This window comes from Luteimonas sp. MC1782 (assembly GCF_014164605.1).
Taxonomy (GTDB): domain Bacteria; phylum Pseudomonadota; class Gammaproteobacteria; order Xanthomonadales; family Xanthomonadaceae; genus Luteimonas.
Map to the genome: position 1 here is coordinate 572,697 of NZ_JACJFT010000002.1, position 21,141 is coordinate 593,837.

Consider the following 21,141-nt stretch of genomic DNA (forward strand, 5'->3'; position numbering starts at 1 on the left):
CTCACGGCGCCGGTACGCGTGCCAGTTCCAGATAGCGCCCGTGGAGCGCAGCCACTGCCCCGTCCAGCGCCTCCAACGGCCCGTCATTGACGATGACATCGTCGGCAATCGCCAGGCGCTCCACGCGGCTGGCCTGTGCGCGGATCATCTTCCAAGCCAGCGCCTCGTCGATGCCATCGCGGCGCAGCAGGCGCGCCAGCTGCACGTCCACCGGCACGTCGACCACCAGCACGCGATGCAGCCAGGGGTACGCGCCGCGGCCGCCCTCGGCGAGCAGCGGGATGGCGGCGATGGCGTAGGGGCCGGGCGCGGCCGCGCATGCAGCGCGCAGTGCCAGGCGCACGCGCGGATGGATGATGGCTTCCAGGCGCTGGCGCGCGGCATCGTCGTTGAAGACCAGGCGGCGCATGGCGGGGCGGTCGAGGTCACCACCGGCATCCAAGGCGTTCACGCCGAACGCCGCCACGATCTCAGCAAGACCGTCGGTGTCACGGGCGACGACGTCGCGGGACGCCTGGTCGGCGTCGGCGACGGTGATGCCCAAGGCGCCGAAGCGGCGCTCCACTTCCGATTTGCCGGAAGCGATGCCGCCAGTCAGGGCGATGGTGTAGTCGGCCATCTCAAAAGCCGGCGTACGCCCGGTAGCTGCCGATGATGTAATCGCCCCACATGAACACGATCCAGCCGGCGATGGCCAGGAACGGGCCAAACGGAATCGGCGTGGCGCGGTCGCGGCCCTTCATGGCCAGCCACGCGCCGCCAACGATGGCGCCCACCAGCGACGACATCAGGATGGTCGGCAGCACGCCGGCCAGGCCGCACCACGCGCCCAGTGCGGCCAGCAGCTTGAAGTCGCCGTGACCCATGCCTTCCTTGCCGGTGACCTGCTTGAACACCCACCACACCGACCACAGGCTCACGTAGCCGGCAATGGCGCCGAGCAGCGCCGCCTTGGGCGTGACATACAGGTTCTCCACCGCCGCGATCAGCCCAAGCCACATCAGCGGCAAGGTCAGCGAATCAGGCAGCAGCTGCGTGCGCAGGTCGATGCCCGACAGTGCGATCAGGAAACAGGTGAGCAGGGCGGCGCCGAAGCCCTGCCAGCCGAAGCCGAAGCGCCACACGCACAGCACCATCAGCAGCATCGTCAGCAGTTCGACCGCCGGGTACTGCGCGGAAATGGGCGCGTGGCATGAGCGGCACTTGCCGCGCAGCGCCAGCCAGCTGAACACCGGGATGTTCTCGAACCAGCTGAGCTGGTGGCCGCAGTGCGGGCAGTGCGAGCGCTCCACCACGATGCCCGGCGGCGGCGGGTCGTACATCTCCGGCTCGCCGAGCATCTCGCGGCTGTCGCGCTTCCACTCCCACTCCATGCGCCTGGGCAGGCGCAGGATCACCACGTTGAGGAAGCTGCCGACCAGCAGGCCGAGGCCTGCGACCACCGGGTAGCCCAGTTCGGGGTTGTCGCCGAGGAAGGACATGCGGTGCTTACATCACCGTCATGGCGAGCTTGAAGATCGGCAGGTACATGGCCACCACGATCGAGCCCACCATGCCGCCGATCACCACCATCACGAACGGCTCGATCAGGCTGGAGATCGTGTCCACTGCATTGTCGACCTCTTCCTCGTAGAACTCGGCTACCTTGAACAGCATGGTGTCGAGCGCGCCGGCCTCTTCGCCAATGGCGGTCATCTGCACCACCATGTGCGGGAACAGGTTGACCTGCTTCATCGCCACGTTCAGCGGATAGCCCACCGAGACGTCCTCACGCATGGCGTCCACGGCCTTCTGGTACACCGTGCTGCCGGTGGCGCCGGCCACGCTCTCCATGGCTTCCACCAGCGGTACACCCGCAGCGAAGGTCACGCCCAGCGTGCGCGAAAAACGCGCGATGGCGGAGTTGTGCAGCACCTGGCCGATCACCGGGATCTTGAGCAGCATGCGGTCTACCCAGTGCTGGAGCGGCAGCGAGCGCTTGTAGAAGTAAAGGAACGTCGCGGCGCTGCCGACAGCGATGAGCACCACCGCCCACCACCATTTCACCATCATCCCAGAGATGCCGAAGACCAGCGCGGTGAACGCCGGCAGCTCGGCGCCGTAGCTCTCGAACTGCTCGCTGAAGATCGGCACCACGTAGACCATCAGCACGGCGCAGACCAGGATCGCCACCGCAATCACGGCGGCCGGGTAGAACAGCGCCTTCTTGATCTTGCCCTTGATGGACTCGATGTTTTCCTTGTAGTCGGCCACGGTGGCCAGCACCGTTTCCAGCGCACCCGAGGACTCGCCGGCGCGCACCAGGTTGCGGTACAGCTCGTCGAACTGCACCGGGTGCTTGCACATGGCCTCGTAGATGGATGAGCCGCCTTCGATGTCCATGCGGACATCGTCGATCAGCTTCTTCATCCGCGGGTTCTTCTGGCCGTTGCCGATGATCTCCAGCGCCATCACGATGGGCACGCCGGATTTCATCATGGTGGCGATCTGGCGGCTGAACACCGCGATGTCGCGAGGATTGACCGGCTTGCCGGCTGAGCCAAACAGCGGCTTGCCCTTGGGCTTCACCTTGCCCGGCTGTATGCCCTGGCGGCGCAGTTCGGCGCGCAGCAGGTTGGCGTTTCTCGCCTGCTGCTCGCCCTTCATCTTCTTGCCGCGCTTGTCGATGCCCTCCCAGACGAACATCGGCAGGGTCACGCCGTCTCGCACCGGCTTGGCAGCCTGTCGCGCAGCGGTCTTGGCGGCGGAACGTGTCACGGCCATTCGTAGTCCCCTTGGAGCCCCAACTGACGATGGTAGCCGGTTGCGGCCCCAAGTGAAGCGCCGGCCTGTGACGTGGGGCCGGTTTCCGGCGTCCGATCGGTCAGTCGGTGGTGACGCGGCTGATTTCGGCCAGGCTGGTCACGCCCGCCTTGACCTTCAGCAGCGCCGACTGGCGCAGGTCGCGCACGCCCGATTTCTGCGCGGCGGCGGCAATCTGGATGGCATTGCCACCCTCCAGCACGATGGCGGCGATCTCGTCGGTCATCGGCATGACCTGGTAGATGCCGCTGCGGCCCTTGTAGCCGCTGGTGCACTGGTCGCAGCCCACCGCCTCGTACACGGTGAATCCCTCGTGCACGTCGTCAGCGGTGAAACCGGCGGCCAGCAGGGCGTTGACCGGCAGCTCTACCGGCTGCTTGCAGCGCTCGCAAAGCCGGCGCGCCAGGCGCTGCGCGATCACGAGGGTGACGGAGCTTGTGATGTTGTAGGGCGCGATGCCCATGTTCAGCAGGCGGGCAATGGTCTGCGGGGCGTCGTTGGTGTGCAGGGTGGAGAGCACCATGTGGCCGGTCTGTGCGGCCTTGATGGCGATCTCGGCGGTCTCCAGGTCGCGGATCTCGCCGACCATGATGATGTCCGGGTCCTGGCGCAGGAAACTGCGCAGCGCTGCGGCGAAGGTCATGCCGCGGCGCTCGTTCTGCTGCACCTGGTTCACGCCTGTCAATCGAATCTCGACCGGATCCTCCACAGTCGAGATGTTGCGTACTTCATCGTTGAGGATGCCGAGCGCCGTGTAGAGACTCACCGTCTTGCCCGAGCCGGTGGGGCCGGTGACCAGCACCATGCCGTAGGGCTTGTGGATGGCCTCTTCGAACAGCGCCCGCTGGTCGGGCTCGTAACCCAGCTTCTCGATGCCGAGTCGTGCCGCAGCTGCGTCCAGGATACGCAGCACCACCTTCTCGCCGAACAGCGTGGGCAGGGTGCTCACGCGAAAGTCTATCTGCTTGGTCTTGCTGATGTTGAGCTTGATGCGGCCGTCCTGTGGCACCCGTTTCTCGGCGATGTCGAGCTGGGCCATGACCTTCAGGCGCGCGCTGATGCGCGAGTTCAGCTTGACCGGCATCTTCGCGGTCTGCTTGAGGATGCCGTCGATGCGCAGGCGCACGCGGTAGTCGTCTTCGTAGGGCTCGAAATGGATGTCCGAGGCGCCGCGCTTGATCGCATCGATCAGCACCTTGTTGACGAACTTCACGACCGGCGTGTCGTCCTGCTTGCCCTCGACGCCGCTGTCGCGCGCGTCGTCATCGCCAGCCTCGACCTCAAGGTTCTCCAGGCCGTCGCTGTCTTCCAGCGCTTCGGAGAAACTGTCCGCCGCTTGCAGCCACAGTTCCATGGTCTGGCGAATAGCATCTTCGGCGACCAGAATCGGTTCCACCATCAGGTTGGTGTGGAACTTGATCTCGTCGAGCGCGTGTGTGTTGGTGGGGTCGGCAATACCCACGTACAGCTTGTTGCCGCGCTTGAACAGTGGCAGCACGCTGTGCTTCTGCAGCAAGTCTTCCTTGACAAGCTTCACCGCACTTTGTGAACCGTCCATTGTGGAGGGGTCGAACAGCGGCATGCCGAACTCCGCGGAGTTGGCCGCGGCCATTTGTCCCGCGGTAATCAGCTTCTGCTCGCGCAGGTACAACGCGATCTGCTTGCGTCCAGCGGTGGCTTTGTCGAGCGCGTCTCGTGCGGTTGCCTCGTCCATCGCCCCATCCAGGACGAGGCGGCGGGCGATGCCGGTAATGCCAACGAGATGAGAGGTGGAGGCTGTGTTCATTGCGCGTGGTTTCCCTCGACAATCACGGACTTTAGCGCATGAACCCTAATCGTGGAGCCACTCTCGACTTATTGAGAGCACGTCGAATGTCTGAGGCGCATGTCGCATGAGCCCTGCCTCATGCCGAAACTTTCACGGTTCCAGCGTGCAGTTGCCGGTGTTCATGTCGCATATCGTTTGTCGCGTACCTGGCAACTGTGGCGTACCGGTGATGTCCACGCCGATTGTCGTGGCCGTGTCGGCCGAGAGACACGCCTGCGCTGAGGGCGGGGCGGGGGTTCGTTGCATCTGTAGCGTAGCCAGCGAGAAGTTTGCGTAGCTCTTCATCTCTGCCTGACACGCACCCTCGCGAGCGCGGATCCGGTAATTCTCGTAGGCCGGCAGAGCAATCGCGGTGAGGATGGCAATGATCGCTACTACAATCATCAGTTCGATCAAGGTGAAGCCGCGCGTTGCGCTGGACATGGGTGTGTGCCTGCCTGAGTGCTTCACTCAATTGGTCGCAAGAAGCGCGCCAGTTTTGCGTTGGAGCGCGCACTTGGAGCGGCAGGATGCGCATAGTGTGACTGGAGTGTCTATTGCGCCGCCGCCCGATCTGGGGGGAAATGAAAAAACCCCGCCGAAGCGGGGTTTCTTCAAGCTGACGCATACGATGTCAGGTAGGTCAGCGTGCCTCCTAACACAGTCTTCCGATTAGACCGACGGCGTCATCGTGCAAGTGGCGGTCCCGGCGTTGCAAGTCGTCGGCGCGGTGCCGGGGCCAGCTGCGGCAGCGGGGGTAAAGATGATCGGAGTATTGCCCTGCACGGCTGCCTCGTCGATAACCGCCGGAGCCGGCGCCCCGCAAGCAGTACCCGCCCACACCGGCTGTGTCATCTGCGACTGGGCAGCGGCCACGGCCGAGTTGATATAGGCCTTGGCTTCAGCTTGGCAGGCACCCTCATGCGAACGGATGCGGTAGTTGTTGTACGCCGGCAGCGCGATGGCGGCCAGGATGGCGATGATCGCAACGACGATCATCAGTTCGATCAGGGTGAAGCCCTTCTGCATCTTCTTCATGGTGTATCCCCTAGGAGTGGAATCAACTTCACGTGCCGCGCGTCACCGGTGGGTCCGGTCCGTGGCAGCCGTGCGACGTCGCACGTGCCCGGAGAGTGTATGCATAACCCGTGCCAATGCCATGGCCGACATCGCCGATGAACGGATGTGCAACCGCAATCACGATCCGGGCTGTCGCTGACGGAGAGGATTCGTCGCGCAGCGTCACTTATGGCGCGCGGAGTGACAATTAAGGTCACTGTTTTCCGCTTCGATGTGATGAAGGTCGCGTGAAGCGGGCTTCAGTCGATCCCGAGCTTCTTCAACTTGTACCGCAGCGCGCGGAACGTGATCCCCAGCGCCGCCGCCGCCTTGGTCTTGTTGTAGCGGCTCTCGGTCAGCGCCTGTTGGATCGCGGCACGTTCGATCTCCTCGATATACGAGGGCAGGGCGCTGGATGCGGTCTCGCGCGGGTTGAGCGCGCCGGGTGCCGGGCCGATCTGTGGCGTTGCCGCCGCGGGCGTGCCGCGGCCCTGCGAGGCGAAGCTGGATCCGGCGCCGGTCGGCAGCCGCAGGTCCGCGGCCGTGATGTTGTCGCTGTCCGCCAGGGCCATGGCGCGTTCCAGCACGTTCTCCAGTTCGCGCACGTTGCCCGGGAACGCATAGCCCGCAAGCGCGGCCAGGGCGTCCGCGCCCAGCACGGGGGCGGGGCGGTGCATCGCCTGCGCCAGCCGCGCGAAGATCGCGTTGGACAGCAGCGGCAGGTCGCCATCGCGCTCGCGCAGCGCCGGCACGTTGAGCTCGATCACGTTGATGCGGTAGTACAGGTCGTGGCGGAAGCTGCCGGCGTTGACCAGGGCGTTGAGGTCCTTGTGCGTCGCCGACAGGATGCGCACGTCGACATCGATTTCAGTCGACGCACCCACCGGCCGGATCTTCTTTTCCTGGATGGCGCGCAGCAGCTTGACCTGCATGGACAGCGGCAGCTCGGCCACCTCGTCCAGGAACAGGGTGCCGCCGTCGGCGGTCTGGAACAGGCCGGGCTTGTCGGCATGCGCGCCGGTGAAGCTGCCCTTCTTGTGGCCGAAGAACTCGCTCTCCATCAGCTCGGTGGGGATGGCGCCGCAGTTGACCGGCACGAACGGACCGCCGGCGCGCGCGCCCTGGGCGTGGATGGTGCGCGCCACCAGTTCCTTGCCGGTGCCGGACTCGCCGCTGATGTGCACCGGCGCCTGGCTGCGCGAGACCTTGGCGATGGTGTCGCGCAGGCCGACCATCGCCGGCGAGGTGCCGAGCAGGCGGCTGGCCTCTTCGGGGCGCGTGGTGCGCTTGGTGTTGAGCTCCAGCGCCTGGCGCACCAGGCCGCGCAGCACGTTGATGTCCACCGGCTTGTTGACGAAGTCGAAGGCGCCGGCCTTCAGCGCTTCCACCGCGGCTTCGACGTTGCCGTAGGCGGTGATCACCGCCACTGGCGTATTGGGGAAGCGCGTGGAGATGTCGCTCACCAGCTCAAGGCCCGAGCCGTCGGGCAGGCGCATGTCGGTCAGGCAGAGGTCGTAGCTGGCGACGGCCAGCATCTCGCGGGCGACCGCCAGGTTGGCGGCGGTGTCGGTGCGCAGGCCCATGCGGCCCAGGGTGAGCACCAGCAGCTCGCGGATGTCGTGCTCGTCATCGACGATGAGGGCGCTGCGGGCTTCACTCATGGTGGTCATGGGGGTGTCTGGCGATAGGTGACCAATTTTGGCACTTTTTTTCAGACTGTGACGAGTGTCAAAGGTTTCAAGCTGTGGCGAGCATCGCATTCCGGCCACGCAGCACGATCCGGAAGCAGGCGCCGCCCCCCGGAACGGGCACGTAATCCAGCGTGGCCTCGTTGGCGCGGCACAGTTCGTGGGCGATGTAGAGGCCGAGGCCCGTGCCGTGCTCGGAGGTGGTGAAGAACGGCCGGAACAGCTGTGCGGTGACGGCATCGGGGATGCCGGGGCCGCGGTCGCTGACCTCGATCACCGGGTGCTCGTGGTGCACGCCGACATGGAGGGTGATGCGCGCGGGCTCACCGGGCTGGTGGCCGTGGCGCACGGCGTTGTTGACCAGCGCGGTCAGCGCCTGGTGCAGGTGGCGCGGGTCGACCATGGCCGGGAGCCGCGCCAGGCTGCCGGCAGCCTTGAGGCTGGCGTTCTCTTCCGGGGTGGTCTCGCGGTAGTCGTCGATGAAGTTGCGCACCAGCGCGACCAGGTCGACGTGCTCCGGCTGGGCACGTTCGCGGCGGGCGAGACCCAGCACGCTTTCGACGATGCCGTTGGTGCGCATGCACTGCTGGTGGACGATCTGCAGCAGGCGGCGGTCGGCGTCACCGATGTCGCGTGACTCCTCCAGCAGCTGCGTGGCGTAGCTGATCGCGGCCAGCGGGTTGCGGATCTCGTGCGCGAGGCTTGCCGAGAAGCGGCCCATCGCGGCGAGGGTGAGGGTTTCGGCGCGGCGCGACACCAGCGAGGTGTCGTCGAGGAAGATCAGGGTGGTGTCGTCGGTGGCCAGCAGGCGCGCGAAGCGCGGCAGGATGTCCAGGCCGTCGTCGCCGATCTTCAGCGGGGTGTCGTCGCTCTCGCCGCTGCGCCGCCATTCGGCCACGCGCATGGCCAGCGCCGGGGAAATCTGCGGCAGGGTACGCGGCTGGCCGTCGGCACCGCTGGCGGTGTTGCCCAGCAGCACCATGGCGGCTTCGTTGGACATGCGGATGTGGCCGGCGCCGTCGACCATCATCACGCCCACGCGCATGCGGCGGATGATCAGTTCGTTGATCTCGGCAAGGTTGGCCGCCTCGGCGCCGCGCTGCTGCGCGATGGTGCGACTCTCGCGCGTCTGCAGGCCCAGGAGGTTGGTCAGCGTGGCCATGGCGAAGTAGCTGACGGAGAACATCAGCACTTCGGCCAGCGGCCGGTCGCGCATCAGGCCGCCGCTCGTGGACACCACCATGAACTGCAGCACCAGCGCGCCGGAGGCCAGCGCCGCGGCCACCAGGCCCAGGCGCAGCGGCAGCAGCAGCGAGGCCGCGCCCACATTGAACAGCAGCATCATCGCGATGCCGGGCCCGGCACTGGGCATGGCGTGCGTGGCCAGCGTGGCGGCGCCCACGTCGCAGACGATGCCCACCAGCAGGTGCGGCAGCATCGGGTAGTCCTCGCGCCGCGAGAACAGCAGCAGCACCAGCGACATCAGCAGGTAGGCCACGGCCACCGTGGCGGCAAGCGCGGGGTCGCGCGGTTCGCCGAACAGCGCGCCGGCAGGGCTGAACACCATGGCCGCCAGCAGCGTGGCCTCGAGCACCCGGTAGAGGGCAAGCAGGTAGAGCTCGCGGCGCATGGCGCGGTCGGCGGCGGGACTGGGCAAGGACCGTGGCTCCCTCGGGGGTCGAGGCACTATATAGGGCCGGGGCGCGCTGTCCGCCGTGGCGGGGCTGGGGTTTTTTGGCGTGGGGCGGCCGGATCGGCGAGAATGCCGGGCGCTGTCCCACTTTCCCACCCACGGATCCCCACATGAACTTCCACGAGTACCAGGCGAAGCAGTTGTTTGCCGATTACGGCATTGCAGTCCCGGCCGGGCGCGTCGCGCATACCGCCGAGGAGGCCGTCGACGCGGCCAAGGCCATCGGCGGCGACTTCTGGGTGGTCAAGGCCCAGATCCACGCGGGCGGCCGCGGCAAGGCCGGCGGCGTGAAACTCGCCAAGACGCTCGAGCAGGTGAAGGAGTACGCCTCGGCGATGCTCGGCACGAAGATGGAGACCTACCAGACGGCCGGCATCAAGCTGCCGATCGACGCGGTGCTGGTCACCCAGGCCACCGACATCGCCAAGGAGCTCTACCTCTCCGTGCTGGTCGACCGCAGCACGCAGTCGGTGACCTTCATCGCCTCCAGCGAAGGCGGCGTGGACATCGAGCAGGTGGCGGCCGAGACCCCTGAGAAGATCCAGTCGCTCAACGTCAACTTCATCCAGGGCCTGCAGCCCTACCAGTGCCGCGACATGGGCTTTGGCCTTGGCCTGAACGCCAAGCAGGTCAACCAGCTCACCAAGATCATGATGGGCCTCTACAAGCTGTTCAACGAGAAGGACCTGGCACTGGTGGAGCTCAATCCGCTGGCCATCCTCACCGACGGCAACCTCGCGGTGCTCGACGGCAAGGTCGACTCCGACGACAACGCCGGCTTCCGCCATCCCGAGCTGGTCGCCATGCGCGACATCCGCCAGGAAGACGAGACCGAGGTCAAGGCCAGCCAGCATGACCTCAACTACGTGACCATGGACGGCAACATCGGCTGCATGGTCAACGGCGCGGGCCTAGCCATGGCCACCATGGACGTCATCCAGCTCGAAGGCGGCTCGCCGGCCAACTTCCTGGACGTGGGCGGCGGCGCCACCAAGGCGCGCGTGACCGAGGCGTTCAAGCTGATCCTGTCGTCGGACGACGTGAAGGCGATCTTCGTCAACATCTTCGGCGGCATCGTGCGCTGCGACATGATCGCCGAGGGCATCATCGCCGCGGTCAAGGAAGTGGACGTCAAGGTGCCGGTGATCGTGCGCCTGGAAGGCACCAACGTGGAAGAAGGCAAGGCACTGCTGAAGTCGAGCGGCCTGGCCATCACCGCGGCCGACAACATCAACGACGGCGCGCGCAAGGCCGTCCAAGCCGCCAAGGCCGCCTGACGCGCAGCGCGCGGCAGCCCCCACTTCCAACTTTCCAGGATCCAATTCGAATGAGCGTTCTGATCAACAAGGACACCAAGGTCATCGTGCAGGGCTTCACCGGCACGCAGGGCACCTTCCACGCCGAGCAGATGCTCGACTACGGCACCAAGGTCGTGGGCGGCGTGACCCCCGGCAAGGGCGGCAGCGAGCACCTGGGCCTTCCGGTGTTCAACACCGTGGCCGATGCCGTCGCCGAGACCGGCGCCAACGCGTCGGTGATCTACGTGCCGCCACCGTTCGCGGCCGACGCGATCCTCGAGGCCGCAGATGCCGGCATCGCGGTGATCGTGTGCATCACCGAGGGCATCCCGGTGCTGGACATGCTGCGCGTCAAGAAGACCCTGGTCACCACCTATCCGGAGACCGTGCTGGTGGGCCCCAACTGCCCCGGCGTGATCACCCCGGGCGAGTGCAAGATCGGCATCATGCCGGGCCATATCCACATGCCGGGCAAGATCGCGATCGTCTCGCGCTCGGGCACGCTCACCTATGAGGCGGTCAAGCAGACCACCGACGCCGGCCTCGGCCAGTCGACGGTGATCGGCATCGGCGGCGACCCGATCAACGGGCTCAACTTCATCGACTGCCTGAAGCTGTTCCAGGACGATGCGCAGACCGAGGGCATCATCATGGTCGGCGAGATCGGCGGTTCGGCCGAGGAAGAAGCGGCGGAGTTCATCGCCGAGTACGTGACCAAGCCGGTGGTGGGCTTCATCGCCGGTGCCAGCGCCCCGAAGGGCAAGCGCATGGGCCACGCGGGTGCGATCGCGTCCGGTGGTTCGGGTACGGCGGAAGGCAAGTTCGCGGCGATGGAGAAGGCCGGCGTGACCACGGTGAAGTCGCCGGGTGACCTGGGTGCGGCGATTGCCAAGCGTCTGGCTGGGTAAGGCAGAAGCAAGGGCTTTTTTCTCGCGAAGCCTGGAAGACGGGTAAAGGGCAGGTGGGGGCTGGTTGCGCCGCACTCTGCTTGATGAGGACCCCGCATTCGTGCGGGGTTTTTCTTTGGGCCGCAGTCAGCGCAGAGCCGCGAAGGCCTCCCGGCGATCACAGGGTCCCTCGACTGACTGATTGACTGTGCGCGTCTTTAGTGCGCATCATCAATGCGCACACTCATGGAGAGCCATCATGCGCATTCGCGAGGACTATGCCGGCTTCGGCAAGCGTGCCACCAACGTCAGCATCAACCAGGGGCTCCTGGCAGACGCCAAGGCCCTGGACATCAATCTGTCCGCAACGCTCGAGCGCGCGCTGGAGGTCGAGGTCGGGGCACGCAAGCGCGAGAAGTGGCTGGAGGAAAACCGGGAGGCGATCGCCGCATACAACGAGCGCGTCGCGCGCGATGGCCTTGCCGGAGATCATGTCCGGGCATTCAAGGCATCGCTCAAGGCATGAGCCAGTTCTGCGTCTATTTGAATGCCGACGTCGCGTGGCGGCGTTCCATACCCTGCTGGCTGAACGTCCAGAGCGATTTGATCGACACTGCCGAATCACGCGTGGTCGTGCCTTTGATCGCGCCCGAGCGCGGGCGGCCGTCGGTCGCCAGCCTGATGCCAACCCTGACCGTCGCCGGCAGGCCGCTCGTGATGGACACCGCACAGATCACGAACGTGCCGATGCAGATGCTCGGCAGGCGGCTGGCAGACCTGTCCGCCGATCGTCAGATCATCATCGGTGCACTGGACTTCCTGACGCATGGAATCTGACATGACCCCAACGCTCCGCATTGCACTCGCCCAGTTCGACTTCCCCGTCGGCGACGTCGAAGGCAACGCCACGCGCATCGCCGCGATGATCGCCGAGGCGCGCGACGAATACGCCGCCGACATCGTGGTATTCCCGGAACTCGCCATCAGCGGCTATCCGCCGGAGGACCTGCTGCTGCGGCCGTCGTTCCTGGCCCACTGCGCGCGCGCGCTGCAGCAGGTGGCTGCGGCGGCGACCGGCATCGTGGCGGTCGTCGGCTGGCCGGAGTCCGCCGGCAGCATCCTCTACAACGCGGCCAGTGTGCTGCGCGACGGCCGCGTCGAGCGCACCTACCGCAAGCGCGAGCTGCCCAACTACAACGTGTTCGACGAGCGCCGCTACTTCCACGTCGATCCCGACGGCGGCTCCTGCGTGTTCGAGGTCAAGGGCGTGCCGGTGGGCGTGCTGGTCTGCGAGGACCTGTGGTTCCCCGAGCCGATCGCCGACACCGTGGCGCAGGGCGCCGAGCTGGTGCTGGTGCCCAACGCCTCGCCGTTCGAGCGCGGCAAGCACGCGCAGCGCGACGCCATGCTGGCCGAGCTCACGCGCGCCAACGGCGCGGCCATCGCCTACCTCAACCTGGTGGGCGGGCAGGACGCGCTGGTGTTCGACGGCGCTTCGGTGGTGGCCGACGGCGACGGCACGGTGCACCCGGCCGCGGCGGCGTTCACCGACCAATGGCTTGTGGTCGATTACGACGCCGCGCGCCGCGCGTTCACGCCCATGCTGTGGATGGACGACGGCGACGAGAGCATGGATGCGCTGGCCTGGCGCGCGGTGGTGCGCGGCATCCGCGACTACTTCGCCAAGAACGGGTTCACGCGCGCGTGGCTGGGGCTGTCGGGCGGGATCGACTCGTCGATCGTGCTGGCGATGGCGGTGGATGCGTTGGGTGCGGCCAACGTGACCGCGGTGCGCATGCCGTCGCGCTACACCGCCAACCTCAGCAACGACCTGGCCGAGGAACAGTGCAGGGCGCTGGGCGTGGAGCTGATGACGGTGCCGATCGAGGCGCCCTTCGAGGGCTACCTGTCGGCACTGCGCGAGGCCTTCGACGGCCACGAGGTCGATACCGCCGAGGAGAACCTGCAGTCACGCGCGCGCGGCGCGATCCTGATGGCGCTGTCCAACAAGCTCGGCGGGCTGGTGCTGACCACCGGCAACAAGAGCGAGTACGCGGTCGGCTACGCCACCATCTACGGCGACATGTGCGGCGCCTACGCGCCCATCAAGGATCTCTACAAGACCGAGGTCTACGGCCTGTCGAAGTGGCGCAACACGGTGGGCGGCGCGCCGGTCATCCCGCCCGCGGTGATCGCGCGGGCGCCGTCGGCGGAGCTGCGCGACAACCAGCTCGACCAGGACTCGCTGCCGCCCTACGACGTGCTGGATGCGATCCTGCGCCGCTTCGTCGACCTGGAACAGTCACGCGAGGAGATCACCGCCGCCGGCTTCGACGTGGCGGTCGTGGACCGCGTGGTGAAGCTGGTGCGCACCAGCGAGTGGAAGCGCCAGCAGTCGGCGCCAGGCCCGAAGATCTCGCGCCGCGCCTTCGGCCGCGAGCGCCGCTACCCGATCAGCAACAAGTACACCCACTAGCCGAATCCTCACGGCCACCACGGAGCGCCGTCACTCCAGCGCGGATTTTTCCGAAGCAAACGGGTTGAGCTTGCGGATGGTCCACGGATACGTGGGCCACTTGCCGGTCAGGTAGGGATGTGCCGGCTCGTTGAGCTCCAGCACGCGCCGGGCGTCGGCGGCCAGGGTGGTGTTGCCGAGCTCGGTGTACGCAGCCGCCAGCACGGCGACGGCGTCGTTCTGGTATTCGCTCTGCGGGTAGGTTTCCAGCAGGTAGGTGGCGCGCTCGCTGGCGCCCACCCAGGCTTGGCGGCGCATGTAATACAGCGCCGTCTCGATCTCGTGGCGGGCGAACAGGTTGCGCAGCGCCACCATGCGCTGGCGCGCGTCGGCGGCGTAGCGGCTGTTGGGATAGCGGTCGGCGACGATGGAGAAGTCGTTGAAGCCCTGGGTCGGCGTGGCCAGGTCGCGACGGCTGGCATCGAGCGACCAGACGCGCTGCAGGAAGACGGTGTCGCGGTTGGAGTTCACCAGGCCGCGCAGGTAGTACATGTACGCCACGTTGCGGTGCGTGGGGTAGGTGCGGATGAAGCGGTCGATGGACGAGATGGCTTCCTCGTTGTTGCCCATCTTGTACTGCGCGTAGGCGGTTTCCATCAGCGCCTGCTCGGTGTGCGCGCCGTAGGGGTATTGCGCCACCAGCCGCCTGTAGGTGGTGGTCGCTCCGCTCCAGTTGCCGCGGCGCAGCTGCAGGTGGCCCTTGTCGTAGAGGGTCTCGGCCGGGATGCCTTCGTTGGCATCCTCGTCCTTGAACATGCCCTTCATCCGGGCACATCCGGAGGTGGCGAGCACCGCCAGCAGCACGAGCAGCAGGGCACGGCGGAACAGGGTCGGGCGAGCGGTCATGGGCATCTGGGGCAGCGGAGGCGTGAACCGGGGATAATAGCAGCCAGTCCCGGCCTGCCGCCGGGCGCGCCTGAACCCGAGCCCCGCCCCCATGTCCGACCACGAACCCGATGCAGGCGCCGCCGACGGCGCCGCCGAAGCCCCGCTCACCGCGCGCGTCCCCGACGCGCTGTCCGGGCGCCGCTTCGACGCGGTGCTGGCCGAGCTGTTCCCCGAATTCTCGCGCTCCAAGCTGACCACCTGGATCAAGTCCGGCGACGCGCTGCTGGATGGTGCCGTGGTGCGCCCGCGCGACCCGGTGCGCGGCGGCGAGGAGGTGGTGCTGGCCGCCACGCTCGACACCCAGGTGACCGCCGAGCCGCAGGACATCCCGCTGTCGGTGCTGTACGAGGACGCCGACGTGCTGGTGGTCGACAAGCCCGCGGGCCTCGTCGTCCACCCCGGCGCCGGCAATCCCGACGGCACCCTGGTCAACGCGCTGCTGTTCCGCGACCCGGCGCTGGCGCTGGTGCCGCGCGCCGGCATCGTGCACCGCCTCGACAAGGACACGTCCGGCGTCATGGTGATCGCACGCACCGTGCAGGCGCAGACCGCCCTGGTGGCGCAGCTGTCGGCGCGCGAAGTGCACCGCCAGTACCTGGCCGTGGTGGTCGGCGCGCTGGTGTCGGGCGGCACGGTCAACGCGGCGATCGACCGCCACCCGCGCGATCGCATCCGCATGGCGGTGCGCGAGGACGGCCGCGAGGCGACCACGCATTACCGCCTGCAGGAGCGCTTCCGCGCGCACACCGCGCTCGATTGCCGCCTGGAAACAGGGCGCACCCACCAGATCCGCGTGCACATGACGCACATGAAGCATCCGATCCTCGGCGACCCGATGTACGGCGGTCCGCTGAAGCTGCCGCGCGGTGCGTCCGACGAACTGGTCACGGTGTTGCGCGGATTCCGCCGCCAGGCATTGCATGCGCAGGTGCTGGAGTTCGTGCATCCGACGACCGGCGAATCCATCCGCTGCGAAGCGCCGCTGCCCGCGGACATGCAGGCCCTGCTGCGCGCGCTGCGCGACGACAGCCGCGCCTACGCGCAGGCGCAGCCTCAGTCGCGGCGATGAGCAGGGCGCCATGGCTGCACGCCGACTGGCCCGCGCCACCCGGCGTGCGTGCGCTGGTGACCTTGCGCCACGGCGCGGGCGCGTCGAGCGCGCCGTTCGACAGCTTCAACCTCGGCAACGCGCGCGCTGACACCGGCGACGATCCCGCCATCGTGGCGACCAATCGCGCCGGACTCGCGGCGGTCGCGGACCTGCCCTCGGCGCCGCGCTGGTTGCGCCAGGTGCACGGCACGGGCGTGCTGCGCGTGGACGCGGCCCTGCCACCCGGCGACGCGACCGCGGAGCGCGCGCGCATGGCCGCGGAGCCGGAAGCGGACGCCGCGGTGACCGCCAGCGCGGGCACCGTGCTTGCCATCCTCACCGCCGACTGCCTGCCGGTGGTGCTGGCGGCGCGCACTGGCGGAGAGATTGGCGCCGTGCATGCCGGCTGGCGCGGACTGGCGGCCGGCGTGCTGGAGCGCACGGTCGCGGCGATGCAGGCGGCGCCTTGCGATCTCGTCGCCTGGCTGGGCCCCGCGGCGGGACCGCAGGCGTATGAAGTCGGTGCCGAAGTCCGCGATGCCTTCGTGTCGATCGATGCGGGTGCCGACGCGGCATTCGCGGCCACCCGCGCCGGGCACTGGCGTGTCGATCTTTACGCGCTCGCGCGCCGCCGGCTTCAGGCTGCCGGGCTTGCCGCGCACGACATCCACGGCGGCGACTTGTGCACCATCAGCGAGCCGGCGCGCTTCTATTCGCATCGCCGCGATGCGCGCACCGGGCGCATGGCCACGCTGGCGTGGCTGGAACGCTGAAGCCCGGCCGTTTTCTGCGCCGCGCCGGGGGCAGGGCCGCCGACGCGCGATAATGGCCGGCACTTCCCCCACAGGATGCCGACCATGACCGACACCCCTACCGCGCCTGGCGTCGCCGCCGCGCGCGACGCCGCGACCGCCGGCTTCGTCTTCAACCACACCATGCTGCGCATCAAGGATGCACGCGCCTCGCTGGACTTCTACACGCGCGTGCTCGGCTTCAGCCTGCTGCGCAGCAACGAGTTCCCGGAGGCCGCGTTTTCGCTGTACTTCCTGGCGCTGGTCGATGACCTGTCGGCGATGCCCGAGGACGCCCAGGCACGCCAGCACTGGATCGCCGGCCTGCAGGGCGTGCTGGAGCTGACCCACAACCACGGCACCGAGGACCAGGACGGGCCCGTGTACCACGACGGCAACAGCGAGCCGCGCGGTTTCGGCCACATCTGCCTGAGCGTGCCCGACCTGCGCGCCACCTGCGCGCGCCTGGAGGCGCTGGGCGTGCCGTTCCAGAAGCGGCTGGAGGACGGGCGCATGAAGCACCTCGCCTTCGTCAAGGATCCGGACGGCTACTGGATCGAGCTGATCCAGCAGTCGGCGCTGGCATAGCGTCCGCTCAGCGCGCGGCGAGCCTGGCCAGGAAATCGCGCCGCCAGGCGTGGATGTCGTAGCCCTCGATGGTGTCCATCATCGCGCGCCAGCGTTCGCGCCGTTCCGGCAGCGGCATGGCGACCGCCTGCGCGAGCGCGTCGGCCACGCCGTCCAGGTCGTAGGGATTGACCTGCAGCGCGGTCTCGAGCTCGCGCGCGGCACCGGCGAAACGCGACAGCACCAGCACGCCGGGGTCTTCGGGGTCCTGCGCGGCCACGTACTCCTTGGCCACCAGGTTCATGCCGTCGCGCATTGGCGTGACCACGCCGACGTCGGCGGTGCGGTAGAAGCCGGTCAGCACTTCGTGCGCGAAGTTGCGGTTGACGTAGCGCACCGGCGTCCAGTCGGGCGTGGCGTGGCCGCTGTTGATGTGGCCGGCCAGTGTTTCAAGTTCGCGGCGCAGCTGCCGGTACTCGGGCACGTCGCTGCGCGACGGCGGCGCGATCTGCAGGAAGGTGAGCTGGCCGCTCTGTTCGGGGTGCCGTTCGAGATGGCGCTCGAACGCGCGGAAGCGCTCCGGAAGCCCCTTTGAATAATCCAGGCGGTCGACGCCGATCGCCAGCCGGCGCCCGCTGAGGCTTTCGCGCAGGCGCTTCACCGGCAGGCGCTTCATGGCGCGCGCGGCCTGGCTGGCGATGGTGGCCACGTCGATGCCGATCGGGAACGCGCCGCCGTGGAACTGGCGGCCGTCGGGCGAAGCCAGCACGCCGCTGCCCATCACGCCGCCGCCGCCGTACAGGCGCACGTAGTCCTGGAAGCGTTCGAGGTCGCGTCCGGTCTGGAATCCGACCAGGTCGTACGACGACAGCGCGGCGAACACTTCGCGATGCTCGGGCAGCGCCGCCAGCAGGTCCGACGACGGCATCGGCACATGCAGGAAGAAGCCGATGCGGTTGCCCACGCCGCGTTCGCGCAGGCGCTGGGCCAGCGGGATCAGGTGGTAGTCGTGGATCCAGATCAGGTCGTCTTCGCGCAGTTCCGGCACCAGCCGGTCGGCGAACAGCTCGTTGACGCGGCGGTAGCCGGCGTAGGTCTGGCGCGTGTAATCCACCAGGTCCATGCGGAAGTGCAGCAGCGGCCACAGCGTGCGGTTGGCGAAGCCGTTGTAGTAGTCGTCGAAATCTCGCTTCGACAGGTCCATCAACAGGTAGCTGGTGTCGCCTTCGCGCTCTTCGTGCATCTCGCCGGACGCTCCGGCCACCGTGCGCCCGCTCCAGCCGAACCACAGCCCGCCGCGTTCGGCGAGCGCCGCGCGCAGCGCCACCGCCAGCCCGCCGGCCCGGGTTTCCCCGGGGAGCGAGACGCGATTGGAGACCACCACCAGGCGCGCCATGTCAGACCGCCGAGGACCAGGGCTTCGACAGGCACATCGCCGCCATCACCACGCCCACGTGCGAATACGTCTGCGGGAAATTGCCCCAGGCCTCGCCGTCCTCGAACGCCATGTCCTCCGACAGCAGGCCCAGCGGGTTGCGCCGCGCCAGCAGCTGCTCGAACTGGCGGCGCGCCTCGTCGGTGCGGCCGATCGCGGCCAGCGCCTCGATGTACCAGAAGCTGCAGATCGTGAAGCTGGTTTCCGGGTGCCCGAAATCATCCGGCGCGATGTAGCGGTACAGGCCGTCGCCGCGGCGCAGGTGCACGCCGATGGCATCCACCGTGGCGACGAAGCGCGGATCGTCGGCGGCGACGAAGCCGAGTTCGGCAAGCAGCAGCAGGCTGGCGTCCAGGCGCCGGCCTTCCGCGGATTCGACGAAGTGACCGAGCTCGGCATCCCAGGCGCGCTCGATGATCGCGGCGTGCATGGTGTCCGCACGCGTGCGCCAGTACTCCGCGCGTGGCACCAGGCCGATATGCGCGGCGATGCGCGCCAGCCGGTCGCACGCCGCCCAGCACATCACGCTCGAATAGGTGTGCACCTCGGCGCGGCCGCGGAATTCCCAGATGCCGGCATCGGGCTGGTCGTACATCGCATGCGCGCGCTCACCGAGGGCCTCGAGGCGGTGGAAGGCATCCTCGTCGCCCGGATGGTCGAGGCGCTGGTCGAAGAACAGCTGCGTGGACGCCAGCACCACGCTGCCGTAGACGTCGTGCTGCACCTGCTTCCACGCCAGGTTGCCGCGCCGCACCGGGCCCATGCCGCGGTAGCCGGCGAGCGCCGGCACCTCCTCCTCGGTGAGCTCGGACTCGAAGCCCACGCCGTAGAGCGGCTGCAGGTCGTCGTCGCCGGTGGCGAGATTGAACACGTACGAGAGGTAGCCCTCCATGGTGCGCGTGGCGCCCAGGCGGTTCAGCGCACGCACCACGAACGCCGAGTCGCGCAGCCAGCAGTAGCGGTAGTCCCAGTTGCGCACCGTGTCCGGGGCTTCGGGGATGGACGTGGTGAGCGCGGCCACGATGGCGCCGGTTTCCTCGTACTGGCACAGCTTGAGCGTGATCGCGCTGCGGATCACCGCGTCCTGCCATTCCAGCGGGATCGACAGGTAGCGCACCCACTCGCGCCAGTAATGGATGGTGCGCTCCTCGGCCTGGCGGGCGAAATCGTCGACCGGCTCGGTCAGCGTTTCATCGGGGCCGAGCACCAGGTTGCGTTCGCCGTCGAGCACGAACGGCAGCGACTCGCGCACCATGCGCACCGGCACGTCGCTGGTCAGGCGCAGCGTGAAGCCCGGCACCAGGTAACGCACGTGATTGCTGCCCCAGGTGGTGTCGGGGACGGTGGCGCCGTAGTCGCCGAGCGGCCGCAGCACGATGCGCACGCGCGGTTTGCCGGCCAGCGGACGCAGCCTGCGTACCAGCATCACCGGCCGGTAGAAGCGCCCGTGCTGGCGCCAGCGCGGGGCGAAATCGGTGATCTCCACCGCGCCGCCGTGGCGGTCGCGCAGCACGGTGCGCAGCACGGCGGTGTTCTGCACGTAGTGCTGCTCGGCGCTCACCATGTCCTCGAGCTCGATGGCGAAATCGCCGCCGCCGATCTTCGGCGACAGCAGTGCGCAGAACGTGGGATCGCCATCGATCGCCGGCACGCAGCCCCAGACCACGCGCGCATGCGCATCGATCAGCGCGGCCGAGCCGCCGTTGCCAACCAGGCCCAGGTCCAGGCTTGCCTGCCTGCTGTTCAAGCCGCCATCCCCAGCCATGCCAGCACCTCAGCCGGGCCGGGCAGGGCGAAATGTGCGGCGGAGTCGCGTGGCCGTCCAACCAGCACGCTGATGCCGCCGCGCGCATTGACCGCGGCAAATCCCGCTTCATCGGTGAGGTCGTCGCCGGCGAACACGGGCACCCGTCCGGTGAACGGCGGTTCGTCCATGAAGTCGATGATCGACGCGCCCTTGTCGGCGCGGTGCTGGCCGTGGGCGGCGGGGCGGATCTCCACGACCTGGCTGCCGTGCTGCAGGCGATAGCCGGGGAGCCGCGGCAGCACCGCCGTGGCGAATGCGGCGAGCGCCGGGCCTGACGCAGGGGCGGCGCGCCAGTGCAGCGCCAGCGCCGGGCCCTTGTATTCCACCAGGGTGCCCGGATGGCGCGCTACCAGTGCTTCGGCCGCCGTTGTCACTGAAGCCAGTGCAGCCGGTGCGGACGGCGGCCCGTGGCCACGTCCGCCAGCGTGGCGACGCTCCAGGCCGTGCAGCCCGGCGGCGGGCAATTGCGGCAGGTCGAGGAGCGCATCCACCGCCGCCAGGCTGCGGCCACTGACCAGCGCGAGGGCGCCGTCCAGTTGCGCGGCCAGCGCCGCAAGGCCTGGGCGGAGCGATGGCGGGACACGGACGGCGTCCGGCGTTTCGGCGATTTCGAGCAGGCAACCGTCCACATCGAGGAACAGGGCCCAGTTGTCGGCAGGCGGCGGGGGCTGCGGCCTGCCGAAGGAACGTGGCTGAAGCATGTCCGGCAGTGTGGCCATCCGGCCGTTAGGAGGGGGTGTAAGGCGGGGGCACGGACGCTGGCGACGTCGCATCGGCGCTTGTTTCCGGGCGCGCCGACCGCATGTGCATCTAC

At 68.0% G+C, this 21,141-nt stretch carries 18 protein-coding genes and 2 pseudogenes; 8 read left to right on the forward strand and 12 right to left on the reverse strand.

The genetic code is table 11. The features are described from left to right. Nucleotide 1 precedes the first annotated feature (1 nt). From coaE to H5368_RS12135, 8 genes and pseudogenes are all read right to left on the reverse strand, one after another. The gene (gene coaE, locus H5368_RS12100; RefSeq protein ID WP_182824942.1) at nt 2-619 is read right to left on the reverse strand and encodes a dephospho-CoA kinase; all 618 of its coding nucleotides are present in this window, start codon (nt 617-619) and stop codon (nt 2-4) included. A 1-nt stretch (nt 620) separates the two neighbouring features. Continuing rightward, a complete protein-coding gene (locus H5368_RS12105) occupies nt 621-1,481 on the reverse strand; it encodes an A24 family peptidase (RefSeq protein WP_182824944.1) in 861 nt (286 codons plus the stop codon). A 7-nt stretch (nt 1,482-1,488) separates the two neighbouring features. Further along, complete coding sequence (locus H5368_RS12110) at nt 1,489-2,763, reverse strand: type II secretion system F family protein (RefSeq protein ID WP_182824946.1); 1,275 nt, start codon at nt 2,761-2,763, stop codon at nt 1,489-1,491. A 100-nt stretch (nt 2,764-2,863) separates the two neighbouring features. Beyond that, entirely contained in the window at nt 2,864-4,588 is a 1,725-nt protein-coding gene (gene pilB / locus H5368_RS12115) for a type IV-A pilus assembly ATPase PilB (RefSeq protein WP_182824948.1), read from the reverse strand. A gap of 324 nt (nt 4,589-4,912) precedes the next feature. Further along, nucleotides 4,913-5,053: pseudogene (locus tag H5368_RS13430) on the reverse strand (prepilin-type N-terminal cleavage/methylation domain-containing protein); the annotation flags it as partial. 501 nt (nt 5,054-5,554) lie between these two features. After that, nucleotides 5,555-5,647 (reverse strand): annotated as a pseudogene (locus H5368_RS12125) (prepilin-type N-terminal cleavage/methylation domain-containing protein); the annotation flags it as partial. A 281-nt stretch (nt 5,648-5,928) separates the two neighbouring features. After that, the gene (locus H5368_RS12130; protein ID WP_182825303.1) at nt 5,929-7,329 is read right to left on the reverse strand and encodes a sigma-54 dependent transcriptional regulator; all 1,401 of its coding nucleotides are present in this window, start codon (nt 7,327-7,329) and stop codon (nt 5,929-5,931) included. Nucleotides 7,330-7,405: 76 nt separating this feature from the next. Beyond that, a complete protein-coding gene (locus tag H5368_RS12135) occupies nt 7,406-8,986 on the reverse strand; it encodes an ATP-binding protein (RefSeq protein ID WP_182825305.1) in 1,581 nt (526 codons plus the stop codon). A 173-nt stretch (nt 8,987-9,159) separates the two neighbouring features. On the opposite strand from H5368_RS12135, the gene sucC reads away from it, so the two are divergent. The 5 genes from sucC to H5368_RS12160 all read left to right on the forward strand — a co-directional run bounded on the left by sucC (nt 9,160) and on the right by H5368_RS12160 (nt 13,710). Continuing rightward, on the forward strand, nt 9,160-10,326 hold the full coding sequence (sucC, locus tag H5368_RS12140; protein ID WP_182824952.1) for an ADP-forming succinate--CoA ligase subunit beta: 1,167 nt from the start codon (nt 9,160-9,162) through the stop codon (nt 10,324-10,326). A gap of 50 nt (nt 10,327-10,376) precedes the next feature. Next, on the forward strand, nt 10,377-11,255 hold the full coding sequence (gene sucD / locus H5368_RS12145; RefSeq protein ID WP_182824954.1) for a succinate--CoA ligase subunit alpha: 879 nt from the start codon (nt 10,377-10,379) through the stop codon (nt 11,253-11,255). Between the two features lie 238 nt (nt 11,256-11,493). Continuing rightward, entirely contained in the window at nt 11,494-11,760 is a 267-nt protein-coding gene (locus H5368_RS12150; RefSeq protein ID WP_182824956.1) for a type II toxin-antitoxin system CcdA family antitoxin, read from the forward strand. Then, entirely contained in the window at nt 11,757-12,071 is a 315-nt protein-coding gene (locus H5368_RS12155; RefSeq protein ID WP_182824958.1) for a CcdB family protein, read from the forward strand. The genes H5368_RS12150 and H5368_RS12155 overlap by 4 nt, the downstream gene beginning before the upstream one ends. A 1-nt stretch (nt 12,072) precedes the next feature. Then, nucleotides 12,073-13,710: an NAD+ synthase gene (locus tag H5368_RS12160; RefSeq protein ID WP_182824960.1), complete on the forward strand. Its 1,638-nt coding sequence runs from the start codon at nt 12,073-12,075 to the stop codon at nt 13,708-13,710. 30 nt (nt 13,711-13,740) lie between these two features. On the opposite strand, the gene H5368_RS12165 is transcribed toward H5368_RS12160, so the two are convergent. Continuing rightward, nucleotides 13,741-14,595: an outer membrane protein assembly factor BamD gene (locus H5368_RS12165; RefSeq protein ID WP_182824962.1), complete on the reverse strand. Its 855-nt coding sequence runs from the start codon at nt 14,593-14,595 to the stop codon at nt 13,741-13,743. Nucleotides 14,596-14,686: 91 nt separating this feature from the next. On the opposite strand from H5368_RS12165, the gene rluD reads away from it, so the two are divergent. From rluD to gloA, 3 genes are all read left to right on the forward strand, one after another. Then, the gene (gene rluD / locus H5368_RS12170; RefSeq protein ID WP_182824964.1) at nt 14,687-15,706 is read left to right on the forward strand and encodes a 23S rRNA pseudouridine(1911/1915/1917) synthase RluD; all 1,020 of its coding nucleotides are present in this window, start codon (nt 14,687-14,689) and stop codon (nt 15,704-15,706) included. Further along, the gene (pgeF, locus tag H5368_RS12175; RefSeq protein WP_182824967.1) at nt 15,703-16,500 is read left to right on the forward strand and encodes a peptidoglycan editing factor PgeF; all 798 of its coding nucleotides are present in this window, start codon (nt 15,703-15,705) and stop codon (nt 16,498-16,500) included. The genes rluD and pgeF overlap by 4 nt, the downstream gene beginning before the upstream one ends. Before the next feature lie 75 nt (nt 16,501-16,575). After that, complete coding sequence (gene gloA, locus H5368_RS12180; protein ID WP_182824969.1) at nt 16,576-17,106, forward strand: lactoylglutathione lyase; 531 nt, start codon at nt 16,576-16,578, stop codon at nt 17,104-17,106. A gap of 7 nt (nt 17,107-17,113) precedes the next feature. Here the strand turns inward: gloA and otsA are convergent, their stop codons facing one another. Genes otsA through otsB form a run of 3 tightly spaced genes read right to left on the reverse strand, consistent with a single transcriptional unit; the run spans nt 17,114 to nt 21,028 of the window. After that, the gene (gene otsA, locus H5368_RS12185) at nt 17,114-18,481 is read right to left on the reverse strand and encodes an alpha,alpha-trehalose-phosphate synthase (UDP-forming) (RefSeq protein WP_182824971.1); all 1,368 of its coding nucleotides are present in this window, start codon (nt 18,479-18,481) and stop codon (nt 17,114-17,116) included. A gap of 1 nt (nt 18,482) precedes the next feature. Beyond that, entirely contained in the window at nt 18,483-20,267 is a 1,785-nt protein-coding gene (locus H5368_RS12190) for a glycoside hydrolase family 15 protein (RefSeq protein ID WP_255486520.1), read from the reverse strand. Continuing rightward, nucleotides 20,264-21,028, reverse strand: a complete 765-nt coding sequence (otsB, locus tag H5368_RS12195) for a trehalose-phosphatase (RefSeq protein ID WP_182824975.1) — start codon at nt 21,026-21,028, stop codon at nt 20,264-20,266. Before otsB ends, H5368_RS12190 begins: the two co-directional genes overlap by 4 nt. Nucleotides 21,029-21,141 lie beyond the last annotated feature (113 nt).